We start from the raw sequence: 18,980 nt of genomic DNA, 5'->3' as shown, positions 1-18,980 counted from the left end.
CGGAAAGCAACATTCCTTATCAAATTCATTAATACATTGCGCGTCAGCGCAATTTATTCAGCATCCGCTCAATCCCGGCATCCTGATTTGAGCCACCACACAACAGGTAGCGCAATCCGGCTACCGCCCAGCGGTTAGCATCGGGGCCGTAATGGGTAGTTCGGCTCAGCCAGTAAGCGGCTTCTTCACGACTGAACCGCCGTACCCGTCGTGCCAGCAGTTCCAGCCGCTCCGGGTTGTGCAATCGCGCCTGCAATTTGAAAATCAGGGCCAGTTTGGCACCGGCTTCTTCATCCAGGGGCAGGTTATCCCGCAGCTTAAACCCTTCCCGGCTGATAAAGCGCTGCAAGTCCAGGGGAACGCCGCCCTCGTCCACCACCGGTTCCAGAATGGTTTTCAGCCGGGGTTGTAGGATTTTCAGGTTTTCACCGTACAAGGTGCCCCGATCCCGTAGGCTGCCCAGTTTTTTTCCGGTAGCACTGTTTTCCTTTTCTACACGCTCTTTAATCACCAGAACAGTGCCCGTGTAGTCGGCCAGCTCGGTAAAGCGCAGCACAAACGGCGCGCTACGCCAGCGGTTTTTCAGGGTTTTCTCAAACAGTTCAAGCAGCTCTGGTGAACGCTTTTTGGTTCCCGTCTTTTTAGACGTCACTTTCACCAGAGAGGGCTTTTTGCTACCCGAGACTACTGTCACATCAGTCATCCGCTTGTTTCACCAGATTCAGGAAGGCGCAGTCGTCCGGCGCCTGCTTGACATTAATTTGCGCCACACTGCTATCGCCAATGGTTGTCAGATCGGCCAGCACATCGAACAGTTCGCTGAGGGTTTTCATATCGTTGGGGGATACGTCCACCAGATCAAGGCTCAGTTTGCCGCCACCGGGCAAGTCTAGCATTTGCAGTCGGAGCAGATCAGTGTGAGTGGATGCGCCGCGGCTGTACAATGAGCTGATTTTACCCAGTTTGTCATGAAGCATAACAGCCAGTCCATGCCCGTACCGGGTATAACGGGTATCTTCCGGTTTGATCCAGCCCCGCTCGGCGGCGGTGGCCGGCGTGACCAGAGCATCGTCTTCCTGGGTGGAGTGGAACATGGCATTGGCGCCATACACCAGATCCGGGGCTTGCCGCACTGTTGCAGGATCAGCTTCTGTGGAAACAAACGTATAGACTTTGCCTGCCTGCGCGGCACTGTCGATGGCTTCCAGCACCGTGGCATTTTTCACGCTGCCGTGCTGCTCCCGCACTTTTTCAATAACATCTTTCACCCGGGTGCAGGACTCGTCTTTCATGGCCGCCTCGACCCATTCCTTGACCTGTTCCACTTCAGGCTCGGCACCCGGGTTCCAGCCACGTTGCGCGGCGCCTTGCTCTGAGACCAGTTTCCACCCCTTTTCACTGAGTTTCAGGTCAACCGGTACACCGCCGGTTTCCCGGCTATGGAAATGTTCGGGTTTGGTGGATTCGGCGCTGTCCATGCGGTACAGACACCACTGACCTTTTTCAACGCCACCGGTCACTATTTGCTTGAGTACCTGATCGGTTTCAAGAATGGGCCAGCGGCGGTTTTGGTTGAATTGCGTCGTAATCTGCTCGATAGAGGGCGTTTCACCAATGTTTGTAAAAAATAACTGACCGATCTGCATCAGCGTTGAGGTAGTCGCGGCCTTATCGACGGTGATCAGTTCACCCTCGTCAATCAGCACCCGGGCAATTTCTTCCGCAATGGAAACACCGCCTTCACCACCGGATTGGTTGATGTTTTTCTGAGCCACCTGGCCGGAGCTGCCAGAATAAAGAATGCTATCGTAGGATTGGGCGACAACGGTTTGCAGGGCGTTTTCACGCTCGTTGAATTTACCGGTAAAGCCGCTTTCTTCCAGCTTGCTGCCTGACATACCGTATTCTTCCGGCTTGTTTTTCAGACGGCGCATGGCTATGACGTGGCGGGCTAAATCGTTCAGGCGATCTTGCCGGTACAGGGATTTTCTCACCCGGTTCTCACTCCAGGCATCACCGGCTACCTGCACGGTTTCCGGTACCAACACAAACACATTATTCTGCTCCAGACGGGGCTGCCCGTCACCGGTGGTGGTCACTAAATCGGTCGGGTCAATGTTGCCAGCATCCAATCGTATAACCGCCAGTACAGGTTTTCCGGTACGATCTGGAATATGCTCAGCGTCGGAAACATCCTGTATGGCTTTGAACGTCTGGGTGTCGGTAGCAAAGACTTTACGGGCAACAATGCTCAGTTGTTCGTTGACCTCGTCCGTTCTCAGGCTCTGTTTAATGGTGGAAACAACATGGGCTTCTGTTGGGTCGGTATCAGCATAGTAACGGCCAGCGCGGTTACGCAGGTAATAGGCTTCGTTAACGATGGCCTTCAACGCGGTTTCTACCTGAGAGGGCGGGATATCCGGACTGGCCACTTCCAGCAGGGCATCGGTAAAGTTGATACCGAAGATATTGGAAGAGAATCCTTCGCCACGACCAACCAGACTGTGTAGGAAAACAGTTTTCCAGGTCCACTCATACAGAGGCAAACGCTTTGGATGAGGGTTGCCGCGATCCAGATTCTGGGCAACGGAGGAACCCAGCTTCAGGCTTTCGGAATCCGCGCCACCGACATCGGCATTCAATACCGTCAACAGATCACTGGCACCGGTTCGACCGATCAGTTCATCAGCCAGATCAGGGTTCGCCATATTCAGGTGGCAGGTGTGAATCAGTGGAATGTTGAGGTTTTTCTGCCAGATAGTACGAATAGCCATTGCCAGCACACGCAGAACGCCTCGGGTACCCTGGAAGCTTTCAGCGGATGCCAGCTTATTGGTCAGATAAGCAATGAAGCTTGGATGAAATGGGTAGTTGGCAGCGATAGATTTGCTGTAATCATCACGGGTAGCGGCATCTGGCAACTGCGCGCCACTGCGCTGGTACATCTCAATGTATTCAGCAGCGGTTTCAGTCGCGTCGCTCTCACCAATCAGGGTGAACAAGCGCCGCGCCAGCACCCGGGAGATTTCGTTAGGATAGACAGGCACAGTGGTCGTCGCGTCACGCCTGACCACGCTCATAATACTCTGGCTGGCTCTTTGTGCCAGCGCTTCAGCCTCGTCTTGATCCACTTCCCGCCCCAGGGTACTGGACAACACGCCTTGCAACATGCCTGTTTGCCCCTGAAAAGCATCACTTTGGCTGGCCAGTGTCATAACAACACTGACACCGTCGTGGGTTCGCGCGTACCCAAGCAATGCCATCAGAAAAGCGCTGATTTGTTCGCCACCACCAATATGGGCCGCTTCATAACGGGTGGCGTATTGAGCAAGCTCATCAAGCATGATCAGTACTTTGCGGCCTTCAAACATGCGTTCTAGAAAATAGTGCCCGGGAAAAGCATTGGATGTAACTTCGTCCAGGTATTTCTGATAGAACGACTCCCCCCCCAAACGGAGAGCGATTTCTCCCCAGAGCGTGTAGGCTAGAATTTTATCGCCACTGGGCGCGATAACGGGCATTTCATCACAGGCAATGGCAACGACATTAACACTGCCAGCGGGCAATAATACATCAGTGTCAACCACATCAGCCGCAGCCGTCGCTACCTCCTCACCTTTGTATCCAAGGTGGGTTAAAGCAATCAGAGTATGGGTTTTACCGCCCCCAAAAGCAGTTTCAAGACGATGGATGGCCGGCTTGCTGTTGTCACCACTGAGTCGCCCCATGACATCACGAACAACCCGACACAAGCCTTCTGTTGGAAAGGTTGCGTCGCGAAAAAAGGCTTCCGCATCGGTATAAATGGAGTCTATCGCACTTCCTTCACCCGAATACGCAGATGCTACCTGACTGATAGAAGCCGTAAATATCTCAGGATTGAATGAACCCTCTATAATATCCTCGCGGGGTTTACAGGCAGTGAGAATTGACGCCATATTGCTCTCCATAATCCACAAAAAAGTGTCTTAACCGAACAAGAGTACTGAATTTTAAGCTAAATGTATCTAGTGGGTTTTTCAAAATGGGTAAAAAGTACATCAATGATTAGATCGGGCCAAAAGGCGTCAGGGAGGCCTGGCTCTAACTGGACGACAACCGCAGTTTAAACAAGGAAGGGCTAAGAAGCAGTCTTAAAAGTCATGCTCCTACTGCGGCTCCGATAAATGGGTCTAAAAAGTCGCTTTTGTTCGTCAAATAGTCCCGCTATTCTCCTCACAAAAGCGACTTTTTATCCTCCATTTCTCGCAGTCCTCGCTACGGGCAGACTTTTAAGACTGCTTCTAACAAAACTGGTAGGGATTCATAACGCTCTTTTACACTGATACCTCCGGGCTTAACATGCCAGGATGCTACAGGGTTTATGATAAGGCTAACGGTAAAACAAAAAACGACTACTTTCGTGAAATGTTAGTTGAAGTTTTGGCGTGGGCTCGGTGGAAGAACTCTTTCAGAAGCCGGATATTCATCTGGATAAGCGTATTACACGTAGAATGACAGGTGTTACTGAGTATAATCCCTATCAAATGGCGATTATTTATAACTGTCTATGCGCTCAACTAGCTGAAAAAACCCACCACTGAAGTCAAAAGGCGTCATGTCATGAAAAAACCACAAGCCTGCGACAGAACCTTTCCATTATCAAATTATGCCAAACACAATAACACCAGCCTGGTTGCAGGAGGGTACTGGAGAAAAAAGCTGCAAAAAGATGAAGACGGGAAATCTATCTTTTCAGGTTTTGTTTTTCGTGGCGATAGGAGAGAGCCATCTGTCATCTTTGAAGAAGGGTTTGTTCCCAGGGGAGAATTTAATCAATCTGTCTCCATTGATCAGCGTATGGATCGATTAACCGGAAATATGAGCGGTGGGTTTACCTTAAGTTATGGGGTTTCCACATGCCTTTCCTCCAGAATCGCGCAATTTTACGTGAAACTGTATAATCCCACTATTAAGTTTCACAATAGTTTTTATACTCAATCTAAAGCGCCTTCCAGGACGCATGTTAACTGGTGTACTTTTGATGGCTATATTTATTTAATTGATGCAAGGGATATGGCTGGCTACGCCATAAGCTTACCAAAAGTTTATAAAAAACAAGAATTGCTGGCCGGAAAGCCACAAAAATTTTTGCACAAGATTTATGAAGTTAATTTCATCCATGCCATCCCCAATACATCCATTGTCGGTGCTGTCTGGTCGGATAACTTTGTTACGGATGATATCTGCCGCAATTCAGAGGAATGGGTGGGCCTTGAGGGTATCGAACTCACGCTCGGTGAAAATCCTGAATATGAAAAGGACGCTGCCGATGTGGCTGAGCTTTTTAAATAGCAAAATAAAACACCCCAAATAAAAGGGGTGTTTTATCAGGATTATGAAAAGGGATGAATCAATTACCAGCCAGTCATTTCTTTGAGCCCCTCACCAATATCAGCAAGGCTACGCGCCGTTTTAACCCCAGCGGCTTCCAGTGCCGCAAACTTGTCGTCAGCGGTTCCCTTGCCACCAGAGATAATCGCGCCAGCATGCCCCATGCGCTTGCCAGCAGGCGCGGTCACACCAGCGATGTAGGATACAACGGGCTTGGTCACATGGTCTTTTATGTAAGCTGCCGCTTCCTCTTCTGCTGTCCCCCCAATTTCACCGATCATCACAATAGCTTCGGTCTGGTCGTCAGATTCGAACAATTTCAGAATATCAATAAAGTTGGAACCCGGGATCGGATCACCACCGATACCCACACAGGTGGACTGACCAAAACCAAAGTCTGTGGTTTGCTTAACCGCTTCATAGGTCAGTGTGCCAGAGCGGGAGACAATACCCACTTTACCGGGCTTGTGAATATGCCCTGGCATAATGCCAATCTTGCACTGCCCCGGCGTGATCACACCCGGGCAGTTTGGCCCAATCAGGCGAACACCCAGCTCATCACACTTCACCTTGCACGCCAGCATATCCAATGTTGGAATCCCTTCAGTGATACACGCAATCAAGGTAATACCAGCGTGGGCGGCTTCCAGAATGGAATCTTTACAGAAAGGGGCGGGTACGTAGATGACGGAAGCGTCCGCGCCGGTTGCTTCAACCGCTTCAACCACCGTGTTAAACACGGGTAAATCAAGGTGTGTCTGACCACCTTTACCCGGTGTCACCCCACCGACCATTTTTGTGCCATAAGCAATGGCCTGTTCAGAGTGAAACGTCCCCTGAGACCCGGTAAAGCCCTGACAAATGACCTTGGTATCTTGATTAATCAGAATGCTCATTGCTTACCCCCCGCTGCCCGAACCACTTGCCGCGCGGCTTCTGTCAAACTGTTTGCCGCAATGATAGCCAAACCGCTGTCAGCCAGACGCTGAGCGCCTAACTCAGCATTGTTGCCCTCCAGACGAACAACCACAGGAACAGACACGCCCACTTCTTTTACGGCACCAATGATACCCTCAGCAATCAGGTCGCAACGCACGATCCCGCCGAAGATATTAACCAGTACCGCTTCAACGCTGTCATCAGACAAGATGATTTTAAACGCTTCTGTCACCCGCTCCTGTGTTGCCCCGCCACCCACATCGAGGAAGTTAGCCGGCGCGCCACCGTGGAGTTTAACAATATCCATGGTGCCCATAGCCAAACCCGCACCATTGACCATACACCCAATGTTGCCATCGAGGGCCACATAGTTCAGCTCCCACTGGGCAGCATGGGCTTCACGCGGGTCTTCCTGGGAAGGGTCGTGCATGTCTTTAAGTTTTGGCTGGCGGTACAGGGCATTGCTGTCAATGTTGATCTTGGCATCCAGGCAATGCAGATCCCCGTCGGTGGTAATAACCAGCGGATTCACTTCCAGCAAAGCCAGGTCACACGCCTGAAATAACGTGCCAAGGTTGACAAAAATAGTGGCGAACTGGCGAACCCGCTTGCCTTTAAGGCCAAGTTTGAAAGCCAGCTCACGGCCCTGATAAGGCTGTGCGCCGGTCATCGGATCGATGGTGGCTTTCAGGATTTTTTCAGGACTTTCTTCCGCGACCTTTTCAATATCAACACCGCCTTCGGTTGAGGCCATAAAAACGATCTTACGGCTGGAACGGTCGACTACCGCCCCCAGATAGAGTTCTTTCTCAATATCGGTGCAACTTTCAACAAGAATCTTGCTGACTGGCTGCCCCTTTTCGTCGGTCTGGTATGTCACCAGGTTTTTGCCCAGCCACTGCTTGGCAAATGCCTTGATCTCATCTTTGGCGCTAACCAGTTTCACGCCACCGGCTTTACCGCGACCACCTGCGTGAACCTGCGCTTTGACGACCCAGCGATCGCCGCCGATGGTATCGGCTGCTTCCACTGCTTCTTTGGGGGTATCTGCGGCAATCCCCCTGGAAACCGGCAGGCCGTATTCAGCAAACAGCTGTTTAGCCTGATACTCGTGAAGATTCATAATCACGCCACCGTTGTTGTAAAAGTTGTTGTAAAAGTTGTTATAAAAGCCAGGAATCGCTTGTTAAACGAAAAATATCCTTTACGCAGACACATAACAAAAGCACCCACAATAAAGCCCGGTGTTTTTATCAGGATACGAAACGTTCATGGATACCCTCTGTTCCTGTTTTCACAAGACCAGAGGGGTCGGTCAATAATTAACGACGCTTCTTGCGGTTAGCAATGTGAATCGCATGGTCATCCACAGCCAGCACGGCTTCGTGCAATGCCTCACTCAACGTTGGATGGGAGAAAATTGTCAAAGCCAGATCTTCAGTACTCGCCGCGAACTCCATGGCAATCACCGCCTGTTGAACCAGGTCAGCGGCACTGGGGCCAACAATATGCACGCCCAGAATACGGTCAGTCGCTTTGTCAGAGATAACTTTCACCATACCATGACCTTCGTTGGCAGCTAACGCGCGACCACTGGCAGCAAAGGGGAAGGTACCCACTTTATACGCTTCACCGAGCGCTTTGACTTCTTCCTCTGTCTTACCAATCCAGGCAATTTCCGGATGGGTATAAATAACAGAGGGAATCAGGTCGTAATTCATCTGCGCTTTCTGTCCAGCAATACGCTCAGCCACCACAACGCCTTCTTCACTGCCTTTGTGCGCCAGCATTGGGCCACGAACGACATCGCCAATGGCATAGACACCCGGTACACTGGTATTGCAATGATCATCCACATGAATAAAGCCACGTTCATCCATTTCAATCCCTGAATCGGCGGCAAATAAATTTTCAGTGTAGGGACGACGACCCACCGCAACAATGAGCTTATCGAAGGTTATCTTATGCTCGGTGCCATCACCGTCTACGTAAGTGACCTCAACGTCTTTACCCTTAACCTCAGAGGCAGTGACACGGGCACCCAAACGGATATCCAGCCCCTGCTTTTCCAGAATTTTCCTGGATTCTCTGGCAATTTGCTGATCAGCCGCGGCGAGGAAGCCTTCCATGGCTTCCAATACCACCACTTCAGCGCCAAGGCGGCCCCAGACACTCCCCAGCTCCAGTCCAATAACACCAGCACCGATCACGCCCAGGCGTTTTGGTACAGACTTGAACGCCAACGCACCGGTGGAATCAACAATCAAATCATCGGTCAGGGGCGTTGGAGGAATTTCAATGGGTCGGGAGCCTGTGGCTATAATAGTGTGCTCAGCACCAACAATTTCAACAGAGCCATCCGCCCTGGTTAACTCAACCCTCTTGCCCTTGAGAACTTTACCCGCCCCATGCAACAAGGTTACCCCATTTGCTTTAAAGAGACCCGCTATCCCACCGGTCAGGGTCTTAACAATGTTATCCTTACGGCCCATCATCGCCGCCACGTCAATTTCAACACCTGAATGCTTAATGCCGTGTGTACTGAAATCGCGCTTCGCTTCTACATACTTTTGAGAACTGTCAAGCAGCGTTTTGGAAGGGATACAACCTACATTCAGACAAGTTCCGCCCAGGGTAGGTTTCCCTTTATCATCAGACCACCGCTCTATACAAGCTGTTTTCAGTCCCAGTTGTGCCGCGCGAATGGCACATACATAACCGGCAGGCCCCGCGCCAATAACTACTACGTCGAACTGATTTGACATAAGCACTTTTCCAAACCCAGTGGAAGTAGGCGGTGCCCATGGCTCCGCCACCGTTAATCATTAGATATCCAGCAAAATCCGTGCTGGATCTTCCAGCAGTTCCTTAATAGTCACAAGAAAGGTAACGGCTTCTTTACCATCCAGCAAACGGTGATCATAAGACAGTGCCAGATACATCATTGGTAAAATGGCTACTTTGCCATCAACTGCCATTGGACGTTCCTGAATCTTGTGCATACCCAAGATTGCCGACTGTGGGGGATTCAGGATCGGTGTAGACAACAGAGAACCAAACACGCCTCCGTTAGAAATGGTGAAAGTACCACCGGTCATATCTTCAATAGACAGCTTGCCTTCTTTAGCTTTTTGACCATAAGCCCGGATAGCGGACTCAACGTCAGCCAGACTCATATTTTCAGCATTGCGCAACACCGGGACTACCAGGCCACGATCACTGGATACGGCAACACCGATATCCTGATAGCCATGATAAACGATATCATTACCATCAATGGAAGCATTTACCCCGGGGTTACGCCTCAGGGCCTCAGCACAGGCTTTGACGAAAAAAGACATAAAGCCCAGACGCACGCCGTGGCGCTTTTCAAACGCGTCTTTGTACTGCGACCGCAGCGCCATAACCGGCTTCATGTTGACCTCGTTGAAAGTGGTCAACATGGCCGCATTTTGCTGGGCTTCTACCAGACGCTGGGCAACACGGGCACGCAGGCGAGTCATGGGTACACGTCTTTCAACGCGATCACCCTCAAACACCGGTGAATCCGCGGCAGGGACAGGAGCCGGAGCCTGGGGTGTAGCGGCCTGTCGGGGCTGCACGGCACTGTCCATATGACGAACAATATCTTCTTTGGTGACACGACCACCTTTCCCGGTGCCGGCAACCAGCGCGGGATCGATGCCTTTTTCATCGGCCATACGACGAGCGGCAGGACTCAGAACAGGTTCACTGCCTTTTTCGGTAGCAAGGGCAGCTTGTTCAGCCCCGGTGTCAGAGGGCGCGGCATACGTACCAGCAGAGCCAGGTTCAAATGTGGCAATTGACTCACCACTTAGCACCAGATCACCCTCATCTTTTATAATTTCCTTCAATACACCATCAGCTGGCGCAAGAATTTCTAAAACAACCTTGTCTGTTTCAATATCCGCCAACAGCTCATCACGAGCGCAGGAATCACCCACCTTTTTATGCCAGGTAGCAACAGTGCCATCCGCGACAGACTCGGGAAATGTTGGGGCTTTGATTTCAGTGGCCATTACTGATCCTTAACCGTATTCACACAGGATGCTCAGGCAGCGCTATTTCGGTCAATCAACACTACCTGGGAAATTTTGTTTAAAGGGTAAACGCGTCTTCTACCAACTTGCGTTGCTCTTTAACATGCACGGACATATAACCACATGCTGGAGCGGCAGAGCTTTCCCTACCCGCATAAGTCAGTTGCAGCGACGGGTTACTATGCCCATCAACAGCTTGACGCATATGATGCTGGCTGCAATACCAGGCTCCCTGATTCATGGGTTCTTCCTGACACCAGACGACATGTTCAAGATTAGGGTAGCGCTTCATCAGCCCGTCCAGGTCATCCTGAGGGAAAGGGTATAACTGTTCAATGCGGATAATAACCGTATCTTCACGTTCTTCCGAGTGTTTTTTATCAAGCAGATCGTAGTACACCTTACCACTGCACATGATCAGGCGTTTGATAGCCATTGGATCATGCTCGTCAATTTCAGGAATGATGGTCTGAAAGCTTCCTTCTGCCAACTCTTCAAGGGAGGATACTGCCTGCTTGTGACGCAGCAGACTCTTGGGTGTAAAGGCAATCAGTGGCTTACGCAGGGGACGTAAGACCTGACGTCGCAACATATGGAACACCTGTGCTGGTGTCGTCGGCACACAGACCTGAATATTGTGCTGCGCGCACAGCTGCAGGTAACGCTCCAACCGGGCAGACGAATGCTCAGGCCCTTGCCCTTCATAGCCATGGGGCAACAGCATGGTCAGGCCACATAAGCGCCCCCATTTATGCTCACCACTGGTAATAAACTGATCAATAACCACCTGGGAACCGTTAGCAAAATCGCCAAACTGGGCTTCCCAGATGACCAGGGCACTGGGTGTCGTGGTGGCGTAACCGTATTCAAATGCCAGTACAGCTTCCTCAGAAAGCAATGAATCCCACAGCTGGAAATGGGGCTGATCATCAGACAAATGCGCCAATGGTGTTAACGCGGAACCGTCCTTCTGGTTATGGAACACCGCATGGCGGTGGGAGAAAGTGCCACGGCCTACATCCTGACCCGTAATCCGCACGCCATGGCCTTCCATCAGCAAGGTAGCATAGGCGAGCACCTCCGCGCATCCCCAGTTAATTGGCAGCGCGCCGGCCGCCATTTTACGCCGGTCTTCAACAATTTTTCCCACCTGACGTTGCAACACAAAGCCTTCGGGCACTTCACACAACTTTTGCCCTAACTCCTGCAATGTACCCAGTGCGACACGGGTATCATGACGGGCAGTCCACTCATGGCCGAGGTAGGGAGCCCAATCCACAAACAAGGTTGTGTTTGGCTGCTTTACCAATGCTTTAACCACATGCTTGCCGTTGTCCAGCGCCGACCGATAAGACTCCACCAATGACTTATCATCTGCCTCACAAAGGCACTGCTCATTCAGCAATCTTTGGGCATAAAGATCACGGGTGGTGCCCTGATTTTTGATGACCTGGTACATCATCGGCTGTGTCCCGGATGGCTCATCAGCTTCGTTGTGACCACGACGACGATAGCAAACCAGATCAATGACAATATCTTTGCCAAAGGCCATACGATAATCCAACGCCAGCTTGGTAACAAAGTGAACCGCTTCGGGGTCATCACCGTTCACATGCAAAATAGGCGCGCCGACGATTTTTGCGACATCGGTACAGTATTCAGTGGAGCGGGCATCCTGACGCTTACTGGTGGTGAAGCCTATCTGGTTGTTCACCACGATATGGAGCGTACCCCCGGTTTTATAGGCGCGCGTCTGGGACATCTGCAGGGTTTCCATCACCACCCCCTGCCCGGCAAAAGCGGCATCCCCATGAATAGCGATGGGCATCACCTGGTCGCCTTTAACATCCGCGCGCCGGTCCTGACGAGCACGCACAGACCCTTCCACAACCGGCGTTACAATTTCCAGGTGAGACGGATTAAACGCCAGGGCCAGGTGCATTTCACCACCGGGTGTCATCACGTTGGAAGAAAAACCCTGATGGTACTTAACGTCACCGGAGCCACGCTCAGTCAGTTTTTTACCTTCAAATTCTTCGAACAGCTCCGCTGGACTTTTGCCAAAAATATTCACTAATACATTCAACCGGCCCCGGTGCGCCATACCGATCACAATCTCTTTGGAGCCGTAGGTACCAGCACGCTGAATGGCTTCATCGAGCATGGGGATCAGTGACTCGGCACCTTCAAGACCAAAGCGTTTGGTACCTGGATATTTTGTGCCCAGGTATTTTTCCAACCCTTCCGCTGCCGTGAGTCGCTCCAGAATATGCAACTTGGCCTCAGGCCCGATTCCCAGCTTGCCACTGGCGCTTTCCATCCGGCTCTGGAACCATCGACGTTCTTCCGTGTTGGAAATATGCATGTATTCAACACCAATAGAACCACAATAGGTCGCTGTCAGGGAATCCATAATTTCGCGCAACGTCGCATGCTCTTTGCCGATAAAAAGCGTGCTGGAGCGAAACTCTGTATCAAGATCCGCTTCACTGAGTCCGTGATAGGCCAGGGTCAGGTCGGGAAAGGATTCACGCTGGAGAATGCCCAAAGGATCAATGCTGGCTTTCTGGTGACCACGGATACGAAACGCGCTGACCAGACGCAATACCTGTACCTGCTTGCGCTCATGATCACTGGAAACCGAGCTGATCTGAACAGGCCGGGTGTTTTGACGCTGACGCGCCATCAGGATAAAGTTCTCCTGAACGGTAGAATGGGGAACATCAGGCCCACCCCCATTAATCTGGGGCAGTGTCTCAAAATAATCTCGCCATTGTGGCGGTACGCTGTCAGGCGCGCGTAAATACCGCTCATAAAGTTCTTCAACGTATGCAGCATTCCCCCCGGCAATGTGGCCTGTTTTCCACATCCGCTGCATCACACCTTCTTGCATGATCAGTACCCCGTGAATAGGAGCGCCGCCTGAAGAGTACCGGCAGACCTATGCCTTTAAACAGGTACTTCTAGCAGGCAAGTCTGGAAATAACCGACCGCTCCTGCTGGATCAATAGACTGTAAATGGCTCTCGGAGCCTGTCGGACTTAAGACAATGTCGGCCTGAAATCAAGAAAGCGCGGCCAGCATTTCCGATCAATTTGCTTAAATAGGTCAACTATTCGCGCGAATTGATCGAAAATCCTGACTCGCCCTACTGAATTTTATGCTCGAAAGCATAAGTCCGACAGGCTCCTGGCATCCGCTGTGCCAAACCACTTTACAACGATTTAATTATCTTACGCGCAAAACCCGCGCTTCTTTCACAGAAAAACCTTTCGGGTGAAAAAAGCGTGATAATACCAGGCATGTCGGCAAAGTCAGGTTGCGCTCTTTAACAACATTTGCCGGATATGGCCGATAGCTCGAGTGGGATTCAACCCTTTCGGACACACGCTGACACAGTTCATAATACCCCGGCAGCGGAACACGCTAAAGGGATCATCCAGGTCAGCCAGTCGTTCTTGCGTTGCGGTATCACGACTATCAGCAAGGAAGCGATAGGCTTGCAACAAGCCTGACGGACCGACAAATTTATCGGGGTTCCACCAAAAGGAGGGGCAGGCTGTAGAGCAACAGGCACAGAGTATACACTCATACAAACCGTCGAGTTTTTCCCGATCAGCGGGTGATTGCAACCGTTCAATAGCAGGTGCCGGCTCATCATTGATAAGATAAGGCTTGATCTTTTCGTATTGCTTGTAGAAAAGCGCCATATCCACGACCAGATCCCGAATAACCGGCAGGCCAGGCAATGGACGAAGCACAAGCTTTTTCTTACTGTTAACCGCCTGAGACAGTGGGGTCACACAGGCCAGACTATTAGTACCTGAAATGTTCATACCATCGGAGCCACATACCCCTTCACGGCAAGAGCGCCGGTATACCAGGGTGGCGTCCTGTTCCTTGATCAGGTTAAGGACATCCAGCACCATTAAATCCTTACCCTCAGGCACATCAACAGTGAAGTCCTGCATATAAGGTTTTTTATCCGTTTCCGGATTGTAACGATAAACACTTACCAACATAACTTTTACTCTCGCCCTCCCTTAGTAGGATCTCGCCTTGGGTGGGAACGCCTCCAACCTCTTCGGCGCGAAGTTGACCTCACGCTTGGAAATGGTTTTGCTCTTTGGGCAGTATAGCGAGTGCGCCAACCAGTTTTCGTCATCACGCTCGGTAAAGTCATTACGAGCGTGAGCGCCGCGGGATTCCTTACGCTTCTCCGCGGCAACGGCTGTCGCTAAAGCCACCTCATACAGGTTTTCCAGCTCCAGCGCTTCAATACGCGCGGTATTGTAGGCACTGGATTTATCAGGCAGATACAGGTTTTTCATCCGCTGCCCGATATCTTCCAGCTTTTTTAAACCGCTGTGCATATTCTCACCATCACGAAATACACCAAAGTGCAACTGCATGGCGCTCTGAAGGGCTTTACGCACATCAGCCACTTTTTCACCACTGGTGGAGGCATCAAGGCGATTAACACGGGACAGCGCTGCCTCCACATCGGAGTCAGACGCATCAACGGCATCAAACCCTTCTTTCAGATTTTTCTCAATCTGAATACCTGCCGCGCGGCCAAATACCACCAGATCCAACAGAGAGTTTCCGCCCAGACGGTTAGCGCCATGAACAGAGACACAGGCAGCTTCACCGCAGGCATACAGTCCTTCTATCACCTGATCCTGACCCGCGGCATTCTGGCACAAAGCCTGACCGCCGACATTCGTTGGTATTCCCCCCATCATATAGTGACAGGTGGGTATCACAGGCACTGGTTCTTTGGCAGGGTCAACGTGCGCAAAGGTTTTTGACAACTCACAGATACCGGGCAGGCGCAGGTTCAGCGTGTCAGCGCCCAGGTGATCAAGCTTCAGCATCACATGGTCTTTTTCCGGGCCACAACCACGGCCAGCAAGAATCTCAAGAACCATGGAACGCGCCACGACGTCACGACCGGCGAGGTCTTTCGCATTGGGCGCGTAACGTTCCATAAAACGCTCACCTTCGCTGTTGATCAGATACCCGCCTTCACCACGACAGCCTTCCGTCACCAGTACTCCCGCACCATGGATACCCGTGGGATGGAATTGCCACATTTCCATGTCCTGCATGGGAAACCCCGCGCGCAGTGCCATACCAATACCGTCACCCGTATTGATCAGAGCGTTGGTCGTGGACGCATAAATACGACCAGCGCCCCCTGTTGCCAGCACCGTTGCTTTACTTTTTATATAGACGGTATCACCGGTTTCAATGCACAGGGCAACAACACCGGCCACCTGGCCACGCTGATTCTTCACCAGATCAATGGCGTACCATTCATTCAAAAAAGTAGTACCACCTTTCAGGTTCGCTTGGTACAGCGTGTGCAACAGCGCATGACCCGTTCGGTCTGCCGCCGCGCAGGTTCTTGCTGCCTGGCCGCCTTCACCAAAATTCTTGGACTGACCGCCAAATGGACGCTGGTAAATACGCCCTTCTTCGGTACGAGAAAAAGGCAGGCCCATATGCTCCAGCTCAAATACAGCTCTGGGGCCAACAGAACACATATACTCAATGGCATCCTGATCACCAATGTAGTCCGACCCCTTGACGGTGTCATACATATGCCAGCGCCAGTCATCATTTGGGTCATCACTGGCAATGGCACAGGTAATGCCCCCCTGGGCAGAGACCGTGTGAGAACGTGTCGGAAACACCTTGGTCACACAAGCCGTATTAATACCTGCCTGGGTCAGTTGCAGGGCAGCGCGCATGCCAGCACCACCACCGCCAATCACGATGGCATCATAGGTCAACGTACGAAGTGCAGTCATGGATTACAGCCCCCAGAGAATATGCACGCCCCAGACGACGTAACAAAACAATGCAACGAAACACGCCAACTGAATGGGAAGTCGAATCAACAAAGACCGCGAGCCAAAAGCTCTGTCATTGAAGTAGTCGGTAGTAATAGTCCACATACCAATCCAGGCATGGGCCACCAGCGACAACAGCGCTGACAAAGTAAAAACTTTCATGGAAAGGTGGTCAAACAGTCCCTTCCACCGCGCGTAATCCATATCGGGGTTACACAGAATATAACCGACTAAAAAAACGGTATAGACACCAAGAACAACGGCTGAAAGCCTTTGAAGCATCCAGTCATACAACCCGCTCCGGGAAAAATTGGTAATATTGGTTACCATATCCACCCTCCCGCAAGTACGATCAGAATCGCGGAAACAACCAGCGTAATCACCGCGCCGGCTTTGCCTGACTCTTTACCGTCACCTACATCGACATCCATTAATAAGTGTTTCACCCCTGCCACAAAGTGATAGATCAAGGCGGAAATCAACACCCACACAAAGAACTTAACCACCCCGGAAGCCAGCACTGTCTTCACTGAAGCAAATGATTCCTCAGAAGCCAGTGAGAGGTGAAATGCGTAAAGGATCGCCACCATGCCAACAAAGAGCAGAATACCGGCAACGCGATGCAGAATCGACGTATACGCGGGTAACGGCAACCTTATGGTCGTGACATCAAGATTGACAGGTCTTTTTCTATTCACTTGGTTTGGCTCCAGCGTCTGACGACGCGTACAGCATACAGAGCTGAAACTTCTTCTTTTCGGAAAAGCACTTTCATACCAAGTGGCCACGCAGTCGTTCACCGCTCTCGTCAGACAAGACGCAAACTGGATGACAGGTTCGCATAATAGGTGAGAGTGCCTCTCAGGTTGGAAGGAAGTCAGCAGCCCGAAGATAAATAACAAACTTTTTCATAGCGCCGAACGCCACCCCCTCCTGTAAAGGAAGAGGCGTTAGTATATATATTCTAACATTTGATTACAATCACCTATACATTTTGATGAAAACACTGATCCATCGGATTATGGTGATTTTATTACCATAGCCTTCCATTAACAAAATATAGCGCAACTTTCTAGCCATAAAAACTTATCCATCTCAGGGTTACTCCCCCCCACTCTAGTTTCACGCCCACTATAGACAACCTCTGTTTGACAAAAAAAAAAATATATCTATAGTGGTTCCACCGTATTTCTTGCGAATCGAATATTCACCATATTATCACCAAAGTTCACACAAACTATAACGAATCACAATGGCAATACAGGAGGTCAAATGACTGACAAAAAAGCACTGCTAACGATTAAGGATAATGGTCAAGATAAGATGATTGAGCTACCCGTTTATTCTGGCTCTCTTGGCCCCGACGTCATTGATATAAAGTCCCTGACCGCTAACGGCTTTTTTACATACGACCCTGGTTTTATATCTACCGCTTCATGTGAATCTAAAATTACCTTCATTGATGGCGATAAGGGTCTGCTGCTCCACCGCGGCTACCCCATTGAGCAACTGGCTGAACATTCTGACTACCTCGAAACGTGTTACCTGCTGCTTTATGGGGAGTTGCCTGATAAAAAGGATAAAGCTTATTTTGAAAACACAATTATGAACCACACCATGGTTCATGAGCAGATGATTGACTTCTTCAGTGGCTTCCGCCGTGATGCCCACCCTATGGCCATCATGTGTGGTGTTGTGGGGGCGCTGTCCGCGTTCTATCACGACTCACTGGATGTCACCAATGAAAGGCACCGCGAAGTCGCTGCCTACCGCCTGATCTCAAAAATGCCCACATTGGCAGCCATGGCCTATAAATACTCCATTGGCCAACCGTTCATTTACCCTCGCAACGATCTGAGTTATGCCGGCAACTTTCTGCATATGATGTTTGCCACCCCCAACAGCGAGTCCGAAGTAAACCCTGTGCTGGCTCGCGCCATGGACAAAATATTACTGCTCCATGCTGATCATGAGCAAAATGCGTCTACATCCACTGTCCGCCTGGCCGGCTCAAGCAATGCTAACCCGTTCGCCTGTATTGCTGCCGGCATTGCCGCGCTGTGGGGTCCTGCCCACGGAGGTGCCAACGAAGCCGTACTGAATATGCTGCACGAAATCGGCGATGAAGCCAATATTGATACATTCATCGCCAGGGCAAAAGACAAAAACGACCCCTTTCGCCTTATGGGCTTTGGCCACCGGGTTTACAAGAACTTTGACCCACGCGCTACCGTTATGAAAGAAACCTGTAACGAAGTCCTTAACGAGCTGGGTCTGCACGATGATCCGCTGTTCAAAATTGCCAAGCGACTTGAGCGCATTGCCTGTGAAGACGAGTACTTCATTGAGAAGAAATTGTATCCGAACGTTGACTTTTATTCCGGTATCATTCTCAAAGCACTGGGAATTCCCACGGAAATGTTTACTGTCATCTTTGCAACCGGCCGCACGCCGGGCTGGATTGCCCACTGGCACGAAATGATCAGTGGCGAATACCGCATTGGCCGTCCCCGCCAACTGTACACTGGCCCTGAAAAACGTAATTTTATCCCTGAAGATCAACGATAGCCGTCCATGGGCGGGTATGCATGCCTGCCCTGGCAAACACCCGGCAAGCAGTTCAAATTAAGCCGGAGAGTCAAATCTTGACGCTGGATTCAAGCAATAAGTGCAACAGACTTCCCAGTGTAGACCTCAAGCGGTGTTAATCCACCAAGAACCTTGCGAGGCATGCTATTTATCATAAACT

The 18,980-nt window shown here is 50.8% G+C and carries 13 protein-coding genes and 1 pseudogene; 3 read left to right on the top strand and 11 right to left on the bottom strand.

Going from position 1 to position 18,980, the window contains the following annotated elements; all coding sequences use genetic code 11:
* Nucleotides 1-43: 43 nt before the first annotated feature.
* Both V4C51_RS07105 and V4C51_RS07100 read right to left on the bottom strand, forming a co-directional pair.
* Nucleotides 44-703, bottom strand: coding sequence for a DUF7680 family protein (locus V4C51_RS07105; RefSeq protein WP_330925450.1), 660 nt, complete (start codon nucleotides 701-703; stop codon nucleotides 44-46).
* Complete coding sequence (locus tag V4C51_RS07100; RefSeq protein WP_330925449.1) at nucleotides 696-3,938, bottom strand: ATP-binding protein; 3,243 nt, start codon at nucleotides 3,936-3,938, stop codon at nucleotides 696-698. Before V4C51_RS07100 ends, V4C51_RS07105 begins: the two co-directional genes overlap by 8 nt.
* A gap of 367 nt (nucleotides 3,939-4,305) precedes the next feature.
* On the opposite strand from V4C51_RS07100, the pseudogene V4C51_RS07095 reads away from it, so the two are divergent.
* Together V4C51_RS07095 and V4C51_RS07090 are read left to right on the top strand one after the other, a co-directional pair.
* A pseudogene (locus V4C51_RS07095) lies at nucleotides 4,306-4,431 on the top strand (IS701 family transposase); the annotation flags it as partial.
* 171 nt (nucleotides 4,432-4,602) lie between these two features.
* Nucleotides 4,603-5,334 (top strand): hypothetical protein, encoded by a 732-nt coding sequence (locus tag V4C51_RS07090; protein ID WP_330925448.1) that lies wholly within the window; start codon nucleotides 4,603-4,605, stop codon nucleotides 5,332-5,334.
* Nucleotides 5,335-5,396: 62 nt separating this feature from the next.
* Here the strand turns inward: V4C51_RS07090 and sucD are convergent, their stop codons facing one another.
* The 9 genes from sucD to sdhC form a co-directional block, all read right to left on the bottom strand.
* Nucleotides 5,397-6,269, bottom strand: a complete 873-nt coding sequence (sucD, locus tag V4C51_RS07085; protein ID WP_330925447.1) for a succinate--CoA ligase subunit alpha — start codon at nucleotides 6,267-6,269, stop codon at nucleotides 5,397-5,399.
* Entirely contained in the window at nucleotides 6,266-7,435 is a 1,170-nt protein-coding gene (sucC, locus tag V4C51_RS07080) for an ADP-forming succinate--CoA ligase subunit beta (RefSeq protein ID WP_330925446.1), read from the bottom strand. The genes sucD and sucC overlap by 4 nt, the downstream gene beginning before the upstream one ends.
* A gap of 199 nt (nucleotides 7,436-7,634) precedes the next feature.
* Complete coding sequence (gene lpdA, locus V4C51_RS07075) at nucleotides 7,635-9,077, bottom strand: dihydrolipoyl dehydrogenase (protein ID WP_330925445.1); 1,443 nt, start codon at nucleotides 9,075-9,077, stop codon at nucleotides 7,635-7,637.
* 60 nt (nucleotides 9,078-9,137) lie between these two features.
* The gene (odhB, locus tag V4C51_RS07070; RefSeq protein WP_330925444.1) at nucleotides 9,138-10,352 is read right to left on the bottom strand and encodes a 2-oxoglutarate dehydrogenase complex dihydrolipoyllysine-residue succinyltransferase; all 1,215 of its coding nucleotides are present in this window, start codon (nucleotides 10,350-10,352) and stop codon (nucleotides 9,138-9,140) included.
* Nucleotides 10,353-10,431: 79 nt separating this feature from the next.
* Nucleotides 10,432-13,266 (bottom strand): 2-oxoglutarate dehydrogenase E1 component, encoded by a 2,835-nt coding sequence (locus V4C51_RS07065; protein ID WP_330925443.1) that lies wholly within the window; start codon nucleotides 13,264-13,266, stop codon nucleotides 10,432-10,434.
* Nucleotides 13,267-13,687: 421 nt separating this feature from the next.
* Nucleotides 13,688-14,395, bottom strand: coding sequence for a succinate dehydrogenase iron-sulfur subunit (locus tag V4C51_RS07060; RefSeq protein ID WP_330925442.1), 708 nt, complete (start codon nucleotides 14,393-14,395; stop codon nucleotides 13,688-13,690).
* 21 nt (nucleotides 14,396-14,416) lie between these two features.
* A complete protein-coding gene (sdhA, locus tag V4C51_RS07055) occupies nucleotides 14,417-16,189 on the bottom strand; it encodes a succinate dehydrogenase flavoprotein subunit (protein ID WP_330925441.1) in 1,773 nt (590 codons plus the stop codon).
* 3 nt (nucleotides 16,190-16,192) lie between these two features.
* The gene (gene sdhD / locus V4C51_RS07050; RefSeq protein WP_330925440.1) at nucleotides 16,193-16,561 is read right to left on the bottom strand and encodes a succinate dehydrogenase, hydrophobic membrane anchor protein; all 369 of its coding nucleotides are present in this window, start codon (nucleotides 16,559-16,561) and stop codon (nucleotides 16,193-16,195) included.
* Nucleotides 16,555-16,929 (bottom strand): succinate dehydrogenase, cytochrome b556 subunit, encoded by a 375-nt coding sequence (gene sdhC, locus V4C51_RS07045; protein WP_330925439.1) that lies wholly within the window; start codon nucleotides 16,927-16,929, stop codon nucleotides 16,555-16,557. Before sdhC ends, sdhD begins: the two co-directional genes overlap by 7 nt.
* A 574-nt stretch (nucleotides 16,930-17,503) precedes the next feature.
* Here sdhC and gltA point away from each other — a divergent pair.
* Nucleotides 17,504-18,799 (top strand): citrate synthase, encoded by a 1,296-nt coding sequence (gene gltA / locus V4C51_RS07040; RefSeq protein ID WP_330925438.1) that lies wholly within the window; start codon nucleotides 17,504-17,506, stop codon nucleotides 18,797-18,799.
* Nucleotides 18,800-18,980: the final 181 nt, after the last annotated feature.

Origin of the sequence: Candidatus Sororendozoicomonas aggregata, from assembly GCF_031528575.1 — a bacterium.
Classification (GTDB): Bacteria; Pseudomonadota; Gammaproteobacteria; order Pseudomonadales; family Endozoicomonadaceae; genus Endonucleibacter; species Endonucleibacter aggregata.
Note: the sequence above shows the minus strand (reverse complement) of the source record. Positions and strands in the feature narration are given on the sequence as shown.